We start from the raw sequence: 18514 nt of genomic DNA, 5'->3' as shown, positions 1-18514 counted from the left end.
GGTGCCCGCCGGGGTCGCCTGGCAGGCGATACGCGCCGACGGCCGCCCGCCGGGGGCCTCTTGCGGAGGCGGCGTCGGCCGGTGTGTGTGGGTGCGATCGCCGAACGCGAGGGTGTGGGTGAGCGGTTGCGTCGCGAGAACCCTCCGGTGGGAGCGAACTCGTTCACCGGGTGCGTCTCCGCCGGGTCAACGGTCTCTCGCGCGGGCCGGGTTCGGAAGTCCGGGCTCGCTTCCGGCCGTCACTGGGGGAACCCTTGGGAGGGGTTGAGGCCCTCTTGATGAGGGGGAGCACCCCGGCTAGCGTTGACCGGTTAGAAAGCGCTTGCTTCCTGCTTGTGCCCTGCCCGGTCGGCCCGCCGCAACGGGCGACGGGTGACCGGAGAACGAGCCCCCGAAGGCCGGAAGACCGGAAGACCGGAAGAGAGGAACCCGCGTGACGCGTAGGACGGTTCGGATCGCCATGAACGGCGTGACCGGTCGCATGGGCCACCGCCAGCACCTGGTCGGGTCGATCCTCGCCATCCGGGAGCAGGGCGGCCTGGATCTCGGCGACGGCTCGGTGCTGTGGCCCGAGCCCGTCCTCGTCGGCCGGCGCGCCGACGCCCTGAAGGACCTCGCCGACCGCCATGGTCTGGAGCACTGGACCACGGACCTCGGCGCCGTCCTCGCCGACCCCGCCACCGACATCTACTTCGACGCGCAGGTGACCACGGGCCGGGAGCGCGCCGTGCGTGCGGCGATCGCCGCGGGCAAGCACATCTACTGCGAGAAGCCCACGGCCACCGGGCTCGCCGGCGCCCTGGAACTCGTACGGCTCGCCGACGCCGCCGACGTCAGGCACGGAGTCGTCCAGGACAAGCTCTTCCTGCCGGGCCTGCTCAAACTGAAGCGGCTGATCGACGGCGGATTCTTCGGCCGGATCCTGTCCGTGCGCGGCGAGTTCGGCTACTGGGTCTTCGAGGGAGACTGGCAGCCGTCCCAACGGCCGTCCTGGAACTACCGGTCGGAGGACGGCGGCGGAATCGTCGCGGACATGTTCCCGCACTGGGAGTACGTCCTGCGCGGGCTCTTCGGCGCCGTACGCACCGTGCAGGCCCATGTCACCACCCACATCCCCGCCCGCCGGGACGAGCGGGGCCGCCCCTACGACGCGACGGCCGACGACGCCGCCTATGCCGTTTTCGAACTCGACGGCGGCGTGGTCGCTCAGATCAACTCCTCCTGGGCGGTCCGGGTCCACCGCGACGAACTGGTGGAGTTCCAGGTGGACGGCACGGAGGGATCGGCGGTCGCCGGACTCCGCAACTGCCGCGTCCAGCACCGCTCGACCACGCCCAAGCCCGTCTGGAACCCCGACGCGCCCGTCGGGATGAGCTTCCGCGACCAGTGGCAGGAGGTCCCGGACAACACCGCCTTCGGCGGCGGGTTCAAGGCGCAGTGGGAGCTGTTCCTGCGCCATGTCGTCCTCGACGAGCCCTGGACGCACGACCTCCTCGCGGGCGCGCGCGGGGTGCAGCTCGCCGAACTCGGCCTCAGGTCCGCCGCGGAGGGACGCCGTCTCGACGTCCCCGAGCTGACCCGCCCGCGGTCCGGCAACGGAACCGCCGTGACACCTCAGACCGTGACGCCGCAGGCCGCGACGCCTCAGACCGTGACGCCGCAGGTCGCGACGCCCCCGGCCGCGACGGCACCCACCGCCGGTACGGCGAGGACGCTCCGGTGATCCGGCTCCCGGGCCCCGGGGGCGTGCTGCGCACGTACGAGCCGCGACCCGTCCCGGCCCCCTGCGTCGCCGCACCCGCCCCGGCGCCCCGGCACGGCTCGCGGGACCGAACGGCCGCCGCCCCGGCGCCCCTTGCCTCCCGTACGGTCTTCGCCGCCGCCCACGTCGTCGCCGATCCGTTCGCCGACACCACCCCCGACGGCCCCGCTGCCCTCGACTGGGACGCCACGCTCGCCTTCCGCCGCCACCTGTGGTCCCACGGTCTCGCCGTCGCCGAAGCCATGGACACCGCACAGCGCGGGATGGGCCTGGACTGGCCGACCGCCGCCGAACTGATCCGCCGGTCGGCGGCCGAGGCCCGGGCGGTCGGCGGCCGGATCGCCTGCGGGGCGGGCACGGACCAGCTCACCGGACCGGCCGCGGGCCTCGCCGGCGTACGGGCCGCCTACGAGGAGCAGCTCGCACTCGTCGAGAGCACCGGAGCACAGGCCGTCCTCATGGCCTCCCGCGCCCTGGCCGCCGCCGCCCGCGGGCCGGACGACTACCTCGCGGTCTACGGCGACCTGCTGCGCCAGGCCGCGCGCCCCGTCATCGTCCACTGGCTGGGCCCGATGTTCGACCCGGCGCTCACCGGCTATTGGGGAAGCGAGGACCTCGATGCCGCGACCCGTACGTTCACGGAACTCGTCGCCGCCCACCCCGGCCGGGTCGACGGCGTCAAGGTCTCGCTGCTCGACGCCGGCCGCGAAGCCGCGCTGCGCCGCCTGCTGCCGGACGGCGTCCGCGTCCACACCGGCGACGACTTCCACTACCCCGAGCTGATCGAGGGCGACCACCGCGGCTTCAGCCACGCACTGCTCGGCATCTTCGACCCGCTTGCGCCGCTCGCCGCCGAGGCCGTCCGCGTTCTGGACACCGGGGACGCCAAGGGCTTCCGTGCCCTGCTGGACCCCACCGTGCCGCTGTCCCGGCACCTGTTCGGTCCCCCGACCCGCTTCTACAAGACGGGAGTTGTGCTGCTGGCCTGGCTGGCGGGCCATCAGTCCCACTTCACCCTGGTGGGCGGTATGCAGTCGGCCCGCTCCCTGCCCCACCTCGCGCGGGCGTACGAACTGGCCGACGGGCTCGGCCTGTTCCCGGACCCGCGGCTGGCCGAGGCCCGTATGCGGTCCCTTCTCGTGCTGTACGGAGTCGACGCGTGAGCGCCGCCCCCCGCCGCGAACTGGAGCGGCTGAGCCTCAATCAGGAGACCGTCCGCCAGTGGTCCCTCCCCGAACTCGCCGACGGCTGCGCGAGGGCCGGCGTCCCGGGCGTCGGGCTGTGGCGCGCACCGGTGGCGGAATACGGGGCCGGGCGTGCGGCCCGGCTCGTACGGGACGCGGGCCTGGCCGTGACGAGCCTGTGCCGCGGAGGGTTCTTCACCGCCGAGGACCCGGCCGCGCGGGCGGCCGCCCTGGAGGACAACCGGGCCGCCGTCGACGAGGCCGCCACGCTCGGCACCGGAACCCTGGTCCTGGTGTCGGGCGGCCTGCCCCGGGGGAGCCGCGATCTGGCGGGCGCCCGGCAGCGGATCGCCGACGCACTGGGCGAGTTGGCGCCGTACGCGGCGGTGCGGGGGGTCCGGCTGGCGATCGAACCGCTGCATCCGATGTACGCGGCCGACCGCTGCGTCGTGTCGACCTTGGCACAGGCCCTGGACCTCGCCGAGCGCTTCCCGGCGGAACAGGTCGGCGTGGTCGTGGACACGTACCACTTGTGGTGGGACGACACGGTGGCCGGCCAGATCGAACGTGCCGGGCGCGGCGGCCGGATCGCGTCCCTCCAGCTCGCGGACTGGGTGACGCCGCTGCCCGAGGGGGTGCTTCTGGGGCGGGGCCAACTGGGGGACGGCTGCGTGGATCTGCGCTGGTTCCGGGAGCGGACCGATGCGGCCGGGTACGACGGTCCGATCGAGGTCGAGATCTTCAACCCGGGGCTGTGGGCACGCGACGGGAGTGAGGTCCTCACCGAGGTCGCGGAGCGCTACGTACGGCACGTCCTGCGGACGCCCGCCGATGCGTCGGTGCCTGCCGACGCGCGCGGCGACGCCGTGGAACCGGGACCCGCCGACGGGTGAGGAGCCGCCGTGGAACCGGGACCCGTCGACGGGTGAAGAGCCGCCGTCACTTCCGGGCCCTGCGGTGGTCGGCGATGACCGACAGGACGACGGGGAGCAGGAGTTCGAGGGCGCGGGACACGGACTCGACCGGGAACCCGGTCCGTTCCGCCACGGCGTCGGCGGTGGAGGCGGAGATCCTGCTGATGACTCCGGCCAGCGTGTCCTCCCCGGTCGAGGCGGGCACGGCCGAGACGGTGGCCTCGACGGCCGTCTGCGCGCCGCGGACGTCGGTGCCGAGCTCCCCGGCGAGCTCGCGGAGGCGGTCGTCGCCGAGCTCGGCCAGAATATCCCCCAGCAGAGATTCGTCCCTCATGGGACAAACGCTACGGGGCGCGCCTGCTGTCAGCACGTCGGGTGACAAAACAGTAACTGCCGGAAACCGTGCAACCCTTCCCGCCCCTCGTGGGTCGTACTCGGAGTCAGGCCTCCTGTGGAGGGCCCGGGGGGGAAATCTCGGGAGGCCTGGGGGTGGGGAATCACGAGGGGGCCCGGCTGACGAGCCGGGCCCCCTCGATGCTTGTCCCGGTGAGCGAGCGATGCATTTCCCGGTGTGCGAGCGTCCGCCGTCACAGGGAGACGCTGCGGCCTCGCAGAGGACCGCGCGGCTGCCCGCGTCCACTGGCCCGGGTCTACTGGCTTGCGTCCACCGGCTTGCGATGACCGGCCCCGCGTTCAGGGCGCCGACGCTGCCGGGACCTCGTCCGCCGTCGGGAACGACTCCTGCGCCCCGGCCCTCATGACCGCCGCCGCACCGACCCGTACGGCGAATCGCACGGCCGTCTCCAGGTCCTCACCGGACCCCAGCCGCCACGCGAGCGCGCCCGTGAAGGCATCGCCCGCGCCCGTGGTGTCCACGGCTTCCACGGGCGGGCTCGGCACCCGTACGGACGACCCGTCCCCGTGGGCCACGAGGGCGCCGTCCGCGCCCAGGGTGACGACGACGGAGCGGGGGCCGAGAGCCGTCAGTCCGGACGCCCACGACTCCGGCTCGCGCGAGTCGGCCTCGGGCCGACCGGCCAGCAGGACGCGCGCCTCGTGCTCGTTGACGACCAGAGGGTCGCAGGCGGCCAGGACGTCGGCGGGCAGGGGTGCGGGAGGCGAAGGATTGAGGACCACTCGGCTGCCGGCGGCCACGGCCGCACGTACCGTCGCCGTGACCGTCTCCAGCGGGATCTCGAGCTGGAGCGACACCACGGCGGCTGCCCTGAGCCTGACGGGGTCCGTCACGTCGGCCGCTGCGAGAGCGGCGTTGGCCCCGGGGGAGACCACGATGCTGTTGTCACCCGCGGGGTCCACCGTGATCAGCGCGACCCCGGTGGGCGCTCCGCCGATCATGACGGCGGCGGTGTCGACGCCCGCCGCGCGCAGCGACTCCAGCAGCAACCGGCCGTGTACGTCCTCGCCCACGCGCGCGAGCAGGGCCGTACGGGCACCGAGACGGGCGGCGGCGACGGCCTGGTTGGCCCCTTTGCCCCCCGGGTGGACGGCGAGGTCCGAGCCGAGCACGGTCTCGCCCGCGGCGGGGCGGTGGTCGACCCGGACCACCAGGTCGGCGTTGGCCGAGCCGACCACCAGCAGGTCGTACGTCTGCATCGCTGTGTCTCTCTCCGGTTGTGTCCGTCGTCCTGCACGTCGGTCCCGCGCCCGCGTCCGCGCCTATCGTCCGCGCCTCCGTCCGCGCTCATCCCGGTCGGTCGCCGTGGCCCGCTTCAGCGTTCCCGCGGAGCATCGTCGTCCGGGTTGTCCACAGGGTGGCCGCCCTGGTCGTCCACAGGGCTGACGGGCTGTCGGTGTGCGGCGATAACGTCAGGGCCATGGTGCAGCTTGCCGTGGTCGAAGGGGTCCTGGAGCGGATCACCTACGCCAACGAGGAGAACGGTTACACCGTGGCCCGTGTCGACACCGGCAGGGGCGGCGGTGATCTGCTGACCGTCGTCGGCTCGCTCCTCGGCGCGCAGCCGGGCGAGTCGCTGCGGATGGAGGGTCACTGGGGCTCCCACCCGCAGTACGGCCGCCAGTTCACGATCGACAACTACACGACGGTGCTGCCCGCCACCGTCCAGGGCATCCGCCGCTATCTGGGCTCCGGGCTCATCAAGGGGATCGGGCCGCGCATCGCCGAGCGGATCGTCGAGCACTTCGGCATCGACACGCTCGATGTCATCGAGAAGGAGCCGAAGCGGCTCATCGAGGTCCCGGGCCTCGGCCCGAAGCGGACCAAGCTGATCGGGGCGGCCTGGGAGGAGCAGAAGGCCATCAAGGAGGTCATGGTCTTCCTCCAGGGAGTGGGCGTCTCCACCTCCATCGCCGTCCGGATCTACAAGAGTTACGGCGACGCCTCCATCTCGGTCGTGCGGAACGAGCCGTACCGCCTGGCCGCGGACGTCTGGGGCATCGGCTTTCTGACCGCCGACCGGATCGCGCAGGCGGTCGGCATTCCGCACGACAGCCCCGACCGCGTCAAGGCGGGCCTGCAGTACGCCCTTTCGCAGTCGGCCGACCAGGGGAACTGCTATCTGCCCGAGGAGCAGCTCATCGCGGACGCGGTCAAGCTGCTCCAGGTCGACACAGGTCTCGTCATCGACTGCCTCGGCGAACTTGCCGAGGGGGACGAGGGCGTGGTCCGCGAGACCGTCCCGGGGCAGGGGGCCGGAGGGTCGTCCGGGGACGAGGGGGAGTGGGTGGGCGAGCCGGTCACCGCGGTCTATCTGGTGCCGTTCCACAGGGCGGAGATCTCCCTGGCGGGGCAGCTCATGCGGCTGCTGCGCACGGACGAGGACCGGCTGCCCGCGTTCCGCGACGCGGACTGGGAGAAGGCGCTGGACTGGCTGGCGCGCCGCACGGGCGCCGACCTGGCGCCGGAGCAGCAGGAGGCCGTCAAGCTGGCGCTGACGCACAAGGTCGCGGTGCTGACGGGCGGCCCGGGGTGCGGCAAGTCCTTCACGGTGCGGTCGGTGGTCGAACTGGCCCGCGCCAAGAAGGCCAAGGTGATCCTGGCGGCCCCGACGGGCCGGGCGGCCAAGCGGCTCTCGGAGCTGACGGGTGCCGAGGCGTCCACCGTCCACCGGCTGCTGGAGCTGAGGCCGGGCGGGGACGCGGCCTACGACAAGGACCGGCCGCTGGACGCCGACCTGGTGGTCGTCGACGAGGCGTCGATGCTCGATCTGCTGCTCGCCAACAAGCTGGTGAAGGCGGTGCCGCCGGGCGCCCATCTGCTGCTGGTGGGCGATGTGGACCAACTCCCGTCCGTGGGCGCGGGGGAGGTGCTGCGGGATCTGCTCGCGCCGGACAGCCCGGTGCCCGCCGTCCGGCTCACCCGCATCTTCCGGCAGTCCCAGCAGTCGGGGGTGGTCACCAACGCCCACCGCATCAACTCCGGTGTCCCGCCGATCACTCAGGGACTGCCGGACTTCTTCCTGTTCGCCGAGGACGACACGGAGGAGGCCGGCCGGCTGACCGTCGACGTGGTCGCCCGCCGGATCCCGGCGAAGTTCGGGCTCGACCCGCGCCGGGACGTCCAGGTGCTGACCCCGATGCACCGGGGACCGGCCGGGGCCGGGACGCTCAACGGGCTGCTGCAGCAGGCCGTCACCCCCGCCCGCCCGGATCTGCCGGAGCGGCGTTTCGGCGGCCGGGTGTTCCGCGTCGGCGACAAGGTCACCCAGATCCGTAACAACTATGAAAAAGGCACCAATGGCGTTTTCAACGGCACGGTCGGCGTTGTGACGTCACTCAACACGGTGGACCAGAGATTGACGGTGATGACGGACGAGGACGAGGAGGTTCCGTACGAATTCGACGAGCTGGACGAGCTCTCCCACGCCTACGCCGTGACGATCCACAGGTCGCAGGGAAGCGAATATCCCGCCGTGGTGATCCCCGTCACCACGAGTGCATGGATGATGCTGCAGCGCAACCTTCTCTACACGGCGGTGACGCGGGCGAAACGCCTGGTCGTGCTGGTCGGCTCGCGCAAAGCGCTCGGGCAGGCGGTGCGCACGGTCTCGGCCGGACGGCGCTGGACGGCTCTCGATCACCGGCTCGGCGGAGCGATAAGGATGGGGAACCGCGGCGCACGCGTTTCCTAAAACAGGCGAAGAGGAGCAGGATAGGCCCGCACGCGCGGCACTGCGTGCCATCCGTGGGCCTTGCGGCCGACCCCGAGTGCACGACCCCGTGCCAAATGGGGGAAGGTAGAGATAGTCAGGGCACCTCGAAGAAGAGGCACAACGTCGGTGAGGGATGACGTGAGCGACAACTCTGTAGTACTGCGGTACGGGGACGGCGAATACAGCTACCCGGTGGTCGACAGCACAGTCGGCGACAAGGGTTTCGACATCGGCAAGCTCCGCGCCCAGACCGGTCTGGTGACCCTGGACAGCGGTTACGGCAACACCGCTGCATACAAATCGGGTGTGACCTACCTCGACGGTGAGCAGGGCATCCTGCGCTACCGCGGCTACCCGATCGAGCAACTCGCGGAGCGCAGCACCTTTCTCGAGACCGCCTTCCTGCTGATCAACGGCGAGCTGCCGACGGTCGACGAGCTGGCGACCTTCCGCGAGGAGATCACCACCCACACGCTGCTGCACGAGGACGTCAAGCGGTTCTACGACGGCTTCCCGCGCGACGCGCACCCGATGGCGATGCTGTCCTCGGTGGTCAGCGCCCTGTCCACCTTCTACCAGGACAGCCACAACCCGTTCGACGAGACGCAGCGCCACCTCTCGACCGTCCGTCTGCTCGCCAAGCTGCCCACCATCGCCGCGTATGCCTTCAAGAAGTCGGTCGGCCACCCGTTCGTCTATCCGCGCAACGACCTCGGCTACGTCGAGAACTTCCTGCGGATGACCTTCTCCGTGCCGGCCGCCGAGTACGACCTGGACCCGGTCGTCGTCAGCGCCCTCGACAAGCTGTTCATCCTGCACGCCGACCATGAGCAGAACTGCTCCACGTCCACCGTGCGTCTCGTCGGCTCCTCGCAGGCGAACATGTTCGCCTCCATCTCCGCGGGCATCAGCGCGCTGTGGGGCCCGCTCCACGGCGGCGCCAACCAGTCGGTGCTGGAGATGCTCGAGGGGATCCGCAACTCGGGCAGCGACGTCGACACCTTCATCCGCAAGGTGAAGAACCGCGAGGACGGCGTGAAGCTCATGGGCTTCGGTCACCGCGTCTACAAGAACTTCGACCCCCGTGCGCAGATCATCAAGGCGGCGGCGCACGACGTCCTCTCGGCGCTCGGCAAGTCCGACGAGCTGCTCGACATCGCGCTCAAGCTCGAGGAGCACGCGCTGGCCGACGACTACTTCGTCGAGCGCAAGCTCTACCCGAACGTCGACTTCTACACGGGTCTGATCTACCGCGCGATGGGCTTCCCGACCGAGATGTTCACCGTGCTGTTCGCGCTCGGCCGGCTGCCCGGCTGGATCGCCCAGTGGCACGAAATGATCAAGGAGCCGGGTTCCCGGATCGGCCGCCCGCGGCAGATCTACACCGGTGTGGTCGAGCGCGACTTCGTGCCGGTGGAGAAGCGCTGACCCGTGTCCGCACCACGCGGCTGAACACGGCTCAATCCGGCTGAGCGACGGCTGAGGCCCGCCCGACGACGGGCGGGCCTCAGCCGTCGCTTCACGACCGATCACCACCGTGGGGCTCGACGGCAGGGCAACGGCGACCGCGTGATCGCCGAGGCGGCCGGAGCCGGAGATGGTTGGCCGAAGAAGGTCGGAAGGCGCCCCGCCCGATCGATCCCCCCACGGGTCGATCAGCGGGGCGCCTCCCATTCCCGGTTCGGATTCCCCCCACGGGATCCGGCCGGGCGTCTCATTCCCCCGAGCACACCATGCGGTGCGCCGTGTGCGATCTGCCGGGACCCGTACGGACGGGAGGGCCGCTCAAAGCTCCCCGCGCACGTGGCCCCGGCCACGCTGACCCGGTTCGTCCCCCAAGACTTACCTGGTCGATATCGATGCCTCACCCCGCCGGGAGTGTGGCATCGCACTGGTTAGACTCGCGACCCCCCCAGATGGTTACGTTCTATCCTCTGTGATCTGGGTCTCTTGCCATAACCGCACTAAAACGGGCAAGAGCCTCGACCTGGAGATCGAGGCCCCCTCGTAAGAGTGCTGTGACCCATGTGGGGATTATGTAAAAGTCCAAGGCCGTTGTGAAGGCGCTGGACTCATCTGAAATTTCTGAGTCTCAGACTATTGGTCACGACGAAGATCGACGAGAAGGCCATCGCGGCCCCGGCGATCATCGGATTGAGGAGCCCGGCAGCCGCCAGCGGCAGCGCGGCGATGTTGTAGCCGAAGGCCCAGAAGAGGTTCCCCCTGATCGTGGCCAGCGTCCGGCGGGAGAGCCGGATCGCGTCCGGCGCCACCCGCAGATCGCCCCGTACGAGCGTGAGGTCGCTCGCCTCGATCGCGGCGTCCGTGCCCGTCCCCATGGCCAGGCCCAGATCGGCGGCGGCCAGTGCGGCCGCGTCGTTGACCCCGTCGCCGACCATGGCGACCACGCGGCCCTCGCCCTGCATACGCCGTACGACGTCCACCTTCTCCTCGGGCAGCACCTCGGCCATGACCTGGTCGATACCCACCTCGCGCGCCACCGACTCCGCCACGGCCCGGTTGTCGCCGGTCAGCAGCACCGGGGTCAGTCCCAGTCGGCGCAGCTCGGCCACGGCATCCGCGCTCGACTCCTTCACGGCGTCCGCCACGGTGAGCACCCCCCGTGCGCGGCCGTCCCAGGCCACGGCCACCGCCGTACGGCCCCGGGCCTCGGCCTCGGCCAAGGCGGCCGACAACCGCTGGGGAATCTCGACGGCCCTCTCCTCGAGGAGCCGCACACGGCCCACGAGGACCTTCCGGCCTTCGACGAGGCCTTGGACGCCGAGTCCGGCCACGTTCTCGAAGGTCTCGGGCGCGGGCAGCGTCCCCTCCCGTTCGAGGGCGGCCGCGGCGATCGCCCGGGCGACCGGGTGCTCCGAGGCGTGCTCCAAGGAGCCCGCCAGCCGCAGCAGTTCGCGCTCCGCGGCCTCGGCCCTCTTCACCGCCTCGGCGTCACCGTCCGCGGTGACGGCGCTCGCGTCCGTGGTGACGGCGTCACCGTCCGCGGTGACGATGTCCCGCACCGCCATCCGCCCGGTGGTCACCGTGCCTGTCTTGTCCAGGACGACGGTGTCCGCGCGGCGGGTGGACTCCAGCACCTCCGGACCCTTGATCAGGATCCCGAGCTGCGCGCCACGACCCGTACCGACCATGAGCGCGGTCGGAGTCGCCAGGCCGAGGGCGCACGGGCAGGCGATGATCAGTACGGCCACGGCGGCGGTGAAGGCCGCGGTGACGCTGTCGGTGACCAGCAGCCAGGTCACCAGCGTGCCCAGCGCGACGACCAGCACGGCCGGCACGAACACTCCGGAGATGCGGTCCGCGAGACGCTGGACCTCCGCCTTGCCGTTCTGGGCGTCCTCGACGAGCCGCGCCATCCGCGCGAGCTGGGTGTCCGATCCGACGCGGGCGGCTTCGACGACCAGCCGGCCCGAGGCATTGACCGTGCCGCCGGTGACGATTCCGCCCACAGTGACGTCCACCGGCACCGATTCGCCGGTCAGCATCGAGGCGTCCACCGCCGAGGCGCCCTCGGTGACCCGGCCGTCCGCGGCGATCTTCTCGCCGGGCCGTACGACGAACCGGTCCCCGACGGCCAGTCGCGCGACGGGAATCCGCTCCTCCCGGCCATCCGTGCGGAGCAACGCCACGTCCTTGGCGCCCAGTTCGAGCAGCGCGCGCAGCGCCGCACCGGCCCGGCGCTTGGACTTCGCCTCCAAGTAGCGGCCGAGCAGCAGGAACACGGTCACCCCGGCCGCGACCTCGAGGTAGAGGGACGAGGACCCGTCCGTGCGGGCGATCGTCAGGTCGAAGCCGTGCCGCATCCCCGGCATGCCCGCATGGCCGAAGAACAGCGCCCAGAGCGACCACCCGAAGGCGGCCAGCGTCCCGACGGAGACGAGGGTGTCCATGGTGGCCGCGCCGTGCCGGGCGTTGGTCCAGGCGGCACGGTGGAACGGCAACCCGCCCCACACCACGACCGGCGCGGCCAGGGTCAGGGACAGCCACTGCCAGTTGTCGAACTGCAGGGCCGGTGCCATCGACATGAGGACGACGGGCAGCCCCAGCAGCAGTGAGACCAGGAACCGCTGCCGCAGAGCGGCCGTTTGATGGCTCCCGTCCCCGCCACCCTCGCCCCGTACGGGGGTCTCAGCGCCCGCGTACGCCCCTGGGGCGCCCCCGTTGGAGGGCGGGGGCTCCGGCTCGAGCGGAGGGGGCGGTACGGCCGTGTAGCCGGTGTTCTCCACGGTGGCGACGAGATCCGCGACCCCGAGCCCGCCGCCGTACGTCACGACGGCCTTCTCCGTGGCGAAGTTGACCGTGGCCGTGACGCCGTCCATGCGGTTGAGCTTCTTCTCCACACGCGCCGCGCAGGCCGCGCACGTCATGCCGCCGATGGCGAGCTCGACGCGCGCCGTGCCGTCGGTCTCCGGAGCGGTCCTGGGCCCAGGGGCGGGGAGGCTGGGGGAGGCGGGTGCTGTCCTGGTCATGCGCGCTCCCTTACGAGGCCGGGCCCACGAGCTCGTACCCGGCCTCGTCCACCGCCGCGCGGACGGCCTCCTCGGCGAGCGGGGCCGCGGAGACGACGGTGACCGCACCGGTGGCGGCGACGGCCTCGACCGAGGCGACGCCGTCGAGGGCGGAGAGCTCCTCGGTCACGGCTCCTTCGCAGTGGCCGCAGCTCATGCCCTTGACCTGGTATGTGGCGGTGACGGTGCCGGTCGTCGTCTCGGTGGCCATGGAAGCTCTCCTTGCTCGTGCGTGTGGTACGGGTGGTACGCGTTCCGGGTCCACTGTACCCCTAGGGGGTATCTGTCTCCGCGGGCCCCTCCGCTCTTTCCCGAGTAGTCTTTGTCCTGACTGGACTGGATCTGTCGGATTTGTCCCTCCTTGAGGCTCGGGGCAGATGCTGCGGTTCCTGCTTGAGGGGCGACCGACATGGAAGTGCTCTGGATCTACGGACTCCTCGCGCTCACCACTGCCCCGCCTCTCCTGCCCAACTCGGGCCTCCTGGTGACCGCGGGGGTTCTGGCGTCCCGCGGAAATCTGGATCTCGCGATCGTGCTCCTCGTGGTGGCGGGCAGTGCGGTGCTCGGTGATCTGCTCATGCACGCGACCGGGAGGCGGTACAGCGATCCCGTGCGGGGCTGGATGGGGCGCAGTCACCGGCGTAAGGCGCTGCTGGATTGGCTGGCCGTCCGGCTCGAACGGCGCGGAGTGCCCTTCGTGGCGGCCGTGCGATTCCTGCCCAGCGGGCGGCTGGTCGGCGGGCTGGCGGCCGGTGTGGTCGGCTACCCGGCGCGGCGCTATCTGATCGGCGCGGGCATCGCCGAGGGGATCTGGGCCACGTACTCGGTGGGGCTCGGCTATCTGGGCAGCGCGGCCTCGGGCAATCCGCTGTACGCCGCCGCCATCGGGATCGGGGTCTCGGCGGTGGTGGCCGCGGTGGGCGGTCTGGTGCAGGCGGGCGTCCGGCGGCGCCGCGTGCCGGAGCCGTCCTCGGGGCCGGGCTCCCGGGACGCGGAGCCGGTGGTGGGTGAGAGGCCGGTGCGGGGCGGGGGCCCGGCGCCGGGAGGCGGTCCGGTGGGCGAGGGCGGGGCGGCGCGGCCTCCCGGGCCTGCGGGCCCGTCCGGGGCGGCGGGTCCGTGCCGCCCGGTGGGGCCGTACCGTCCGGGGTGTGGGCCGCTGCCGGGCACGGCGCCCGGGGCGGTGCTGGGGCGTGCGACCGAACGGGGTCAGGGATGCAGGGCGGCGGGTGCGTCCGCCGTCCCTCCCGCCGGACCGCGGCATCCGGCTCCCAGGACGGGCTCCAGGTAGCGGAACATGGATGCCTTCAACTCCAGGACGTAGGCGTCCCGTTCGGCCCCCTCGTGTCCCACCACCAGCTCCAGCCCCGCCTTGAACAGGGCGAACGCCATCGCGGCCGTACGGGTCCGCTGGTCCGCGGGCATGGCCGGGACATAGACGGAGATCAGCTCGCCGACACGGGTGAGCAGGGACTCGTGCAGCGCGTCGTGATCCTCGAGGAGTCTGCCGGGGATGTCGGAACTCTTGATCAGGGCCAGCAGTGCGGGGTTGCGGCAGTTGAACTCGATGAGTGGATCGAGGACCGTCTCCAGCATCTCGGCGAGCGGCAGCGCGGCGTTGGCCTCGGTGAAGACCTGGGTGTGGGCCTCGCGCATCCGGTGGAGGAAGCGGTCGCCCAACTCGACGGCGATGGCTTCCTTGTTGGGGAAGAACTGGTAGAGCGTGCCGGGCGAGACGCCCGCCTCGCGTGCGATGGCGTTGGTGCTCGCGGCCGTGTAGCCGACCTGGCCGAACACGCTGGCAGCGGCCTCGAGGAGCTGGGTCATGCGCCGCTCGCCACGGGCCTGCCGCCGTCGTGGCCTCGCCGGCGCCCCGTCGTCGCTCGCGCCCGCTCCGTCCTCAGCCGCTTCGGCCTTCGTCACGCGCCATCCCCAGCTCTCGGTTTCGGTTGACAAACGCGAGTGGTCGCTCGCATTCTTGGCTAACGCGAGTGAGCGCTCGTGTTTGCAGTCTACGGGCTGCCAAGGGGGAAGGGGACACCTGCGTCATGCCTGCTGTCAACCGCGAGACCGGGGGGTGGACCCGGGTGGTCACCGCCCGGCCGCGGCTCTCGCTACTGCTCGCTCTGCTGTTCACGGCGCTGGCCGTGGTCGCCGGGAGCGGCGTCGCCGACCGTATGGGCAGCGGCGGCTGGGAGGCTCCGGATTCCCGGTCCTCGTATGCGACCAAGGCGCTCGAGCGGGAGTTCCCGGCGTCGCAGCCCAACCTGATCCTTCTCGTCGACAGCGGCGGAAAGCGGGTGGACGACCCGGCCGTGGCGGCAGCGGGCAAGCGCCTCGCCGAGCGGCTCGCCGAGGAGAAGTCCGTCGCGGGTGTGACGTCCTACTGGCAGACGCGGTCCCCGGGGCTGCGCGCCGAGGACGGCCGCGAGGCGTTGATCATGGCGCGGATCGCCGGCGACGAGAACGCGACGGCGGACGTCCTGGACCGCATCGCCCCCGAATTCCGGGGCGAGCAGGGCCCGGTGGAGGTCTCCCTCGGCGGACCGGTGGCCGTGCGGCACGAGCTGCAGACCACCATCCAGGACGACCTGCTGCGCGCCGAGATGATCGCCCTGCCCGTCACCCTCGTCCTGCTGGTGATGGTCTTCGGCAGCGCGGTCGCCGCCCTGCTGCCGCTGGCCGTCGGCATCGTGGCGATCCTGGGCACCAATGCCGTACTCCGCGGCCTCACCGAGTTCACCGATGTCTCGGTCTTCGCCCAGAACCTCACGACGGCGCTCGGCCTCGGACTCGCCATCGACTACGCCCTGTTCATCGTGCGGCGTTTCCGCGAGGAGCTCGCCGCCGGAGCCCTGCCGCTGCCCGCCGTCGGCGCGACGCTGCGCACCGCGGGCCGCACCGTGCTCTTCTCCGCGCTCACCGTCGCCGTATCCCTCGCCGCGATGCTCGTATTCCCGCAGTACTTCCTGCGCTCCTTCGCCTACGCCGGGATCGCCGTCGTCCTGCTGGCCGCGGCCGCGGCCCTGGTCGTCCTGCCCGCGGCGCTGGTGCTGCTGGGGGAGCGGGTCAACGCACTGGATCTGCGCAAGCTCCTGCGGCGCGGGCGCCCGGCGCCCGACCCCGGGAAGGAGAGCGGCGCGGGCTGGGCGCGCACGGCCCGGTTGGTGATGCGCCGCGCCCCGTTCTTCGCGGCGGCCACCACCGCCGGACTCGTGCTGCTCGGACTGCCGTTCCTGGGCGTGAAGTTCGGCACTGCCGACGACCGGCAGCTGCCCGAGACGGCCGAGTCCCATGTCGTGCAGCAGCACATCCGCGACGACTTCCCCGGCCGCCCGGGCGGCGCGGTGGAGGTCCTGGCCGAGGGCAATCCTTCCGCCGCACGGCTCGCCGACTTCAGCAGCCGGATCTCCGAACTGCCGGGCGTTCTGCGGGTGGACGGGCCCACGGGACAGTACGTCCGCGGAGAGCTCACCCAGAAGCCGGGACCCGCCGAGGCGGCCCGCCGCGCGGGCGGCGCGGCGCAGATCAGCGTGGCCCCGAAGAGCCAGGCGGTGGACGCCGCGAGCCAGCAACTGGTGCGGGACATCCGGGCGGTGGACTCCTCCGTCGACGCCTCGGTCACCGGCACCGCCGCCGTGCTGGTCGACTCCAAGGACGCGATAGCGGACCGGCTTCCGTGGGCGGTCGCCATCATCGTGGTGGTCACCCTGCTGCTGGTGTTCCTCCTCACGGGCAGTGTGCTGATACCCCTTCAGGCCGTGGTGCTCAACGCCCTCAGTCTCACGGCGATGTTCGGTGCCCTGGTGTGGGTCTTCCAGGACGGCCATCTGTCCGGCCTGCTGAACTTCACGTCCACCGGGGACATCGAGACCACACTGCCGGTGCTGATGTTCTGCGTCGCCTTCGGACTGTCCATGGACTACGGCGTGTTCCTCCTGTCCCGGATCAAGGAGGAGTACGACAGAACCGGTGACCACCAGGGGGCCGTCGTCTTCGGCCTCCGGCGTACCGGTGGACTCATCACCGCGGCCGCGATCATCCTCGCCGTCGTCATGGTCGCCATCGGCACGTCCCGGGTGACCAACACCAAGATGCTCGGCCTGGGTATCGCCCTCGCCGTCCTGATGGACGCCATGGTGGTGCGGAGTCTGCTGGTGCCGGCGGTCATGCGGCTCACCGGGCGGGCCACATGGTGGGCTCCGGGTCCGTTGCGCCGGCTGCACGCCCGCATAGGCCTGAGCGAGGGCGAGAGCCCCGCCGACCGTCCCTCCTCCGGTTCCGTCGCCGGCACGGAGACCGGATCCACCCCGCCCGAGGACTCCGAGAAGCGGGACCCGGTGGGCGCGGGGCACCGGTAGCCCGGTCGCGGGGACTCAGGGACCGGCGGGGCCTGCGCCCGGCACCGTCGGAACCGGGCGGGCACCGTCGGACCCGGCCGGGCACCGTCGGACCCGTCCTCGGGGTCGACGGGCCCGATCCGGCACCGTTGGGCCCGCCGCTTTCGGGACCGGTGAGCGGTCCGCCACTGGGGCCGGTGGGTCTACTCCTGGGCCCGCCGTCCCCGGTTCCCCGGTCGCCGCGACACCCAGGCGCGAATCGTGTCGGCGAACCAGTAGGGCTTGCCGGACTCGACATGGTCGGGTGGTGGCAGCAGTCCGTGTTTGCGGTAGGAGCGCACGGTGTTGGTCTGTACGCGGATGTGTGCGGCGATCTCCCTGTAGGACCACAGCCGGCGGTCGGTCATCTGAGCACCTCCTCGCGGCCGTAGCGGCGCGGCCCTTGGGGGAGCCGGTGAGGCGCCGCGACGTAACCGCTCGTGATCAGTCAGCCTGCGCTCCGTCAACGACGCGGGTCGGGGGGAAGGGTGGGGCTGTGGTCCGGCTGTGACGGGAATCGAGTGGAGTGGTGACAACCGTGGCAAAGGCGGGACCGGGAGGAGGGGGCGAGCCGGGGCAGATGGGGTCAGACGAGGTCGGCGAGATCCTTGAGCAACTCGGCGGGGCGGACCGGCCGGTGTTCCCTCCGTGACACTTCACAGGCCTCGGCGACCAGCAGGGCGTGCAGGGCGTCCGTGCCCGAGCAGGGATTGCGGGCCTCGCCGCTCGCCGCCCGTACGAAGGCGGCCAGTTCGGCGCGGTAGGCCGGTGCGAAGCGTTCGAGGAAGCCGGTCCAGGGGCGGGCCGGCGGCTCCGGGCCGTCCGGCTCGGCGGAGGTGAACGGAGTCCGGGCGTCGAGTCCGACGACGAGCTGGTCGCGCTCGCCGGCGATCTCCATGCGCACGTCGTATCCGGCGCCGTTGTAGCGGGTGGCGGTCGTGGTGACCAGGGTGCCGTCGTCGAGGGTCAGGAGGGCGGCCGCCGTGTCGACGTCACCGGCCTCCCGGAAGAACGCCGCTCCGCCGTTGGCTCCGGCCGCGAACACCTCGACGACCTCACGACCCGTCAGCCACCGTACGGCGTCGAAGTCGTGCACCAGGCAGTCCCGGATCAGCCCACCGGAGAGGGGGAGGAAGGCGGCGGGGGGCGGGGCGGGGTCGGACGTGACGGCACGGATGGTGTGCAGGCGGCCCAGCCGTCCCGTGGCGACCGCCTCCCTGGCCGCCAGGTATCCGGCGTCGAACCGCCGCTGGAAGCCCATCTGCAGCAGAGTTCCCGCCGCCTCGACCTCCTGGAGGGCGCGTACGGTCCCGGGCAGGTCCAGGGCGATCGGCTTCTCGCAGTAGGCGGGCAGCCCCGCACGGGCGGCACGGGTGATGAGTTCGGCGTGGGACGCCGTCGCGGTGGCGATGACCACGGCGTCGACACCGGCCGCGAAGACGGCGTCCACCGACTCCGCGGCCCGCGCCCCGATGCGGTGGGCGACCTCTGCCGCCCGGGCGCTGTCCACATCACCGATCAGTACGTCGTCGACACCGGTCGTGGCCTTCAGTGCTTCGGCGTGGAAGGCACCGATCCGGCCGGCACCGAGGAATCCGATCCGCATACGTCAGCTCCCA

The 18514-nt window shown here is 71.8% G+C and carries 13 protein-coding genes and 1 pseudogene; 7 read left to right on the top strand and 7 right to left on the bottom strand.

Features of this window, described 5'->3' with window-relative positions; genetic code table 11:
* Nucleotides 1–433: 433 nt before the first annotated feature.
* The 3 genes and pseudogenes from ACGFNH_RS04315 to ACGFNH_RS04305 form a co-directional block, all read left to right on the top strand.
* Nucleotides 434–1576, top strand: a pseudogene (locus ACGFNH_RS04315) (Gfo/Idh/MocA family protein); the annotation flags it as partial.
* A gap of 143 nt (nucleotides 1577–1719) precedes the next feature.
* Complete coding sequence (locus tag ACGFNH_RS04310; protein ID WP_393651436.1) at nucleotides 1720–2925, top strand: dihydrodipicolinate synthase family protein; 1206 nt, start codon at nucleotides 1720–1722, stop codon at nucleotides 2923–2925.
* A complete protein-coding gene (locus ACGFNH_RS04305) occupies nucleotides 2922–3839 on the top strand; it encodes a sugar phosphate isomerase/epimerase family protein (RefSeq protein WP_393651435.1) in 918 nt (305 codons plus the stop codon). Before ACGFNH_RS04310 ends, ACGFNH_RS04305 begins: the two co-directional genes overlap by 4 nt.
* Before the next feature lie 46 nt (nucleotides 3840–3885).
* On the opposite strand, the gene ACGFNH_RS04300 is transcribed toward ACGFNH_RS04305, so the two are convergent.
* On the bottom strand, nucleotides 3886–4194 hold the full coding sequence (locus tag ACGFNH_RS04300; protein WP_393651434.1) for a hypothetical protein: 309 nt from the start codon (nucleotides 4192–4194) through the stop codon (nucleotides 3886–3888).
* A 359-nt stretch (nucleotides 4195–4553) separates the two neighbouring features.
* Nucleotides 4554–5474 (bottom strand): ribokinase, encoded by a 921-nt coding sequence (locus ACGFNH_RS04295; protein WP_393651433.1) that lies wholly within the window; start codon nucleotides 5472–5474, stop codon nucleotides 4554–4556.
* Nucleotides 5475–5695: 221 nt separating this feature from the next.
* On the opposite strand from ACGFNH_RS04295, the gene ACGFNH_RS04290 reads away from it, so the two are divergent.
* On the top strand, nucleotides 5696–7969 hold the full coding sequence (locus ACGFNH_RS04290) for an ATP-dependent RecD-like DNA helicase (RefSeq protein WP_393651432.1): 2274 nt from the start codon (nucleotides 5696–5698) through the stop codon (nucleotides 7967–7969).
* A gap of 159 nt (nucleotides 7970–8128) precedes the next feature.
* Entirely contained in the window at nucleotides 8129–9418 is a 1290-nt protein-coding gene (locus ACGFNH_RS04285) for a citrate synthase (RefSeq protein WP_393651431.1), read from the top strand.
* A gap of 644 nt (nucleotides 9419–10062) precedes the next feature.
* Here ACGFNH_RS04285 and ACGFNH_RS04280 read toward each other — a convergent pair.
* Both ACGFNH_RS04280 and ACGFNH_RS04275 read right to left on the bottom strand, forming a co-directional pair.
* Nucleotides 10063–12480, bottom strand: a complete 2418-nt coding sequence (locus ACGFNH_RS04280) for a heavy metal translocating P-type ATPase (protein ID WP_393651430.1) — start codon at nucleotides 12478–12480, stop codon at nucleotides 10063–10065.
* Nucleotides 12481–12490: 10 nt separating this feature from the next.
* On the bottom strand, nucleotides 12491–12730 hold the full coding sequence (locus tag ACGFNH_RS04275; RefSeq protein ID WP_393651429.1) for a heavy-metal-associated domain-containing protein: 240 nt from the start codon (nucleotides 12728–12730) through the stop codon (nucleotides 12491–12493).
* Nucleotides 12731–12928: 198 nt separating this feature from the next.
* On the opposite strand from ACGFNH_RS04275, the gene ACGFNH_RS04270 reads away from it, so the two are divergent.
* The gene (locus tag ACGFNH_RS04270; RefSeq protein ID WP_393651428.1) at nucleotides 12929–13807 is read left to right on the top strand and encodes a DedA family protein; all 879 of its coding nucleotides are present in this window, start codon (nucleotides 12929–12931) and stop codon (nucleotides 13805–13807) included.
* Here ACGFNH_RS04270 and ACGFNH_RS04265 read toward each other — a convergent pair.
* Entirely contained in the window at nucleotides 13726–14343 is a 618-nt protein-coding gene (locus tag ACGFNH_RS04265; protein ID WP_393651427.1) for a TetR/AcrR family transcriptional regulator, read from the bottom strand. The two genes, ACGFNH_RS04270 and ACGFNH_RS04265, sit on opposite strands and share 82 nt — an antisense overlap.
* A 221-nt stretch (nucleotides 14344–14564) precedes the next feature.
* Between ACGFNH_RS04265 and ACGFNH_RS04260 the strand changes: the two genes are divergently transcribed.
* Entirely contained in the window at nucleotides 14565–16877 is a 2313-nt protein-coding gene (locus ACGFNH_RS04260; protein WP_393651426.1) for an MMPL family transporter, read from the top strand.
* Between the two features lie 182 nt (nucleotides 16878–17059).
* Here the strand turns inward: ACGFNH_RS04260 and ACGFNH_RS04255 are convergent, their stop codons facing one another.
* Nucleotides 17060–17263: a helix-turn-helix transcriptional regulator gene (locus ACGFNH_RS04255; RefSeq protein ID WP_393651425.1), complete on the bottom strand. Its 204-nt coding sequence runs from the start codon at nucleotides 17261–17263 to the stop codon at nucleotides 17060–17062.
* A 218-nt stretch (nucleotides 17264–17481) separates the two neighbouring features.
* Nucleotides 17482–18501 (bottom strand): Gfo/Idh/MocA family oxidoreductase, encoded by a 1020-nt coding sequence (locus tag ACGFNH_RS04250; RefSeq protein WP_393651424.1) that lies wholly within the window; start codon nucleotides 18499–18501, stop codon nucleotides 17482–17484.
* Nucleotides 18502–18514: the final 13 nt, after the last annotated feature.

This window comes from Streptomyces sp. NPDC048639, from assembly GCF_043199075.1.
In the GTDB taxonomy this organism is placed as follows: Bacteria; Actinomycetota; Actinomycetes; order Streptomycetales; family Streptomycetaceae; genus Streptomyces.
Note: the sequence above shows the minus strand (reverse complement) of the source record. Positions and strands in the feature narration are given on the sequence as shown.

Coding starts and splice junctions, on each gene's coding strand:
- ACGFNH_RS04290 (WP_393651432.1), top strand. CDS start 5,696: ATGGTGCAGCTTGCCGTGGTCGAAGGGGTCCTGGAGCGGATCACCTAC.
- ACGFNH_RS04255 (WP_393651425.1), bottom strand. CDS start 17,263: ATGACCGACCGCCGGCTGTGGTCCTACAGGGAGATCGCCGCACACATC.
- ACGFNH_RS04295 (WP_393651433.1), bottom strand. CDS start 5,474: ATGCAGACGTACGACCTGCTGGTGGTCGGCTCGGCCAACGCCGACCTG.
- ACGFNH_RS04250 (WP_393651424.1), bottom strand. CDS start 18,501: ATGCGGATCGGATTCCTCGGTGCCGGCCGGATCGGTGCCTTCCACGCC.
- ACGFNH_RS04260 (WP_393651426.1), top strand. CDS start 14,565: ATGCCTGCTGTCAACCGCGAGACCGGGGGGTGGACCCGGGTGGTCACC.
- ACGFNH_RS04275 (WP_393651429.1), bottom strand. CDS start 12,730: ATGGCCACCGAGACGACGACCGGCACCGTCACCGCCACATACCAGGTC.
- ACGFNH_RS04300 (WP_393651434.1), bottom strand. CDS start 4,194: ATGAGGGACGAATCTCTGCTGGGGGATATTCTGGCCGAGCTCGGCGAC.
- ACGFNH_RS04270 (WP_393651428.1), top strand. CDS start 12,929: ATGGAAGTGCTCTGGATCTACGGACTCCTCGCGCTCACCACTGCCCCG.
- ACGFNH_RS04265 (WP_393651427.1), bottom strand. CDS start 14,343: ATGACCCAGCTCCTCGAGGCCGCTGCCAGCGTGTTCGGCCAGGTCGGC.
- ACGFNH_RS04280 (WP_393651430.1), bottom strand. CDS start 12,480: ATGACCAGGACAGCACCCGCCTCCCCCAGCCTCCCCGCCCCTGGGCCC.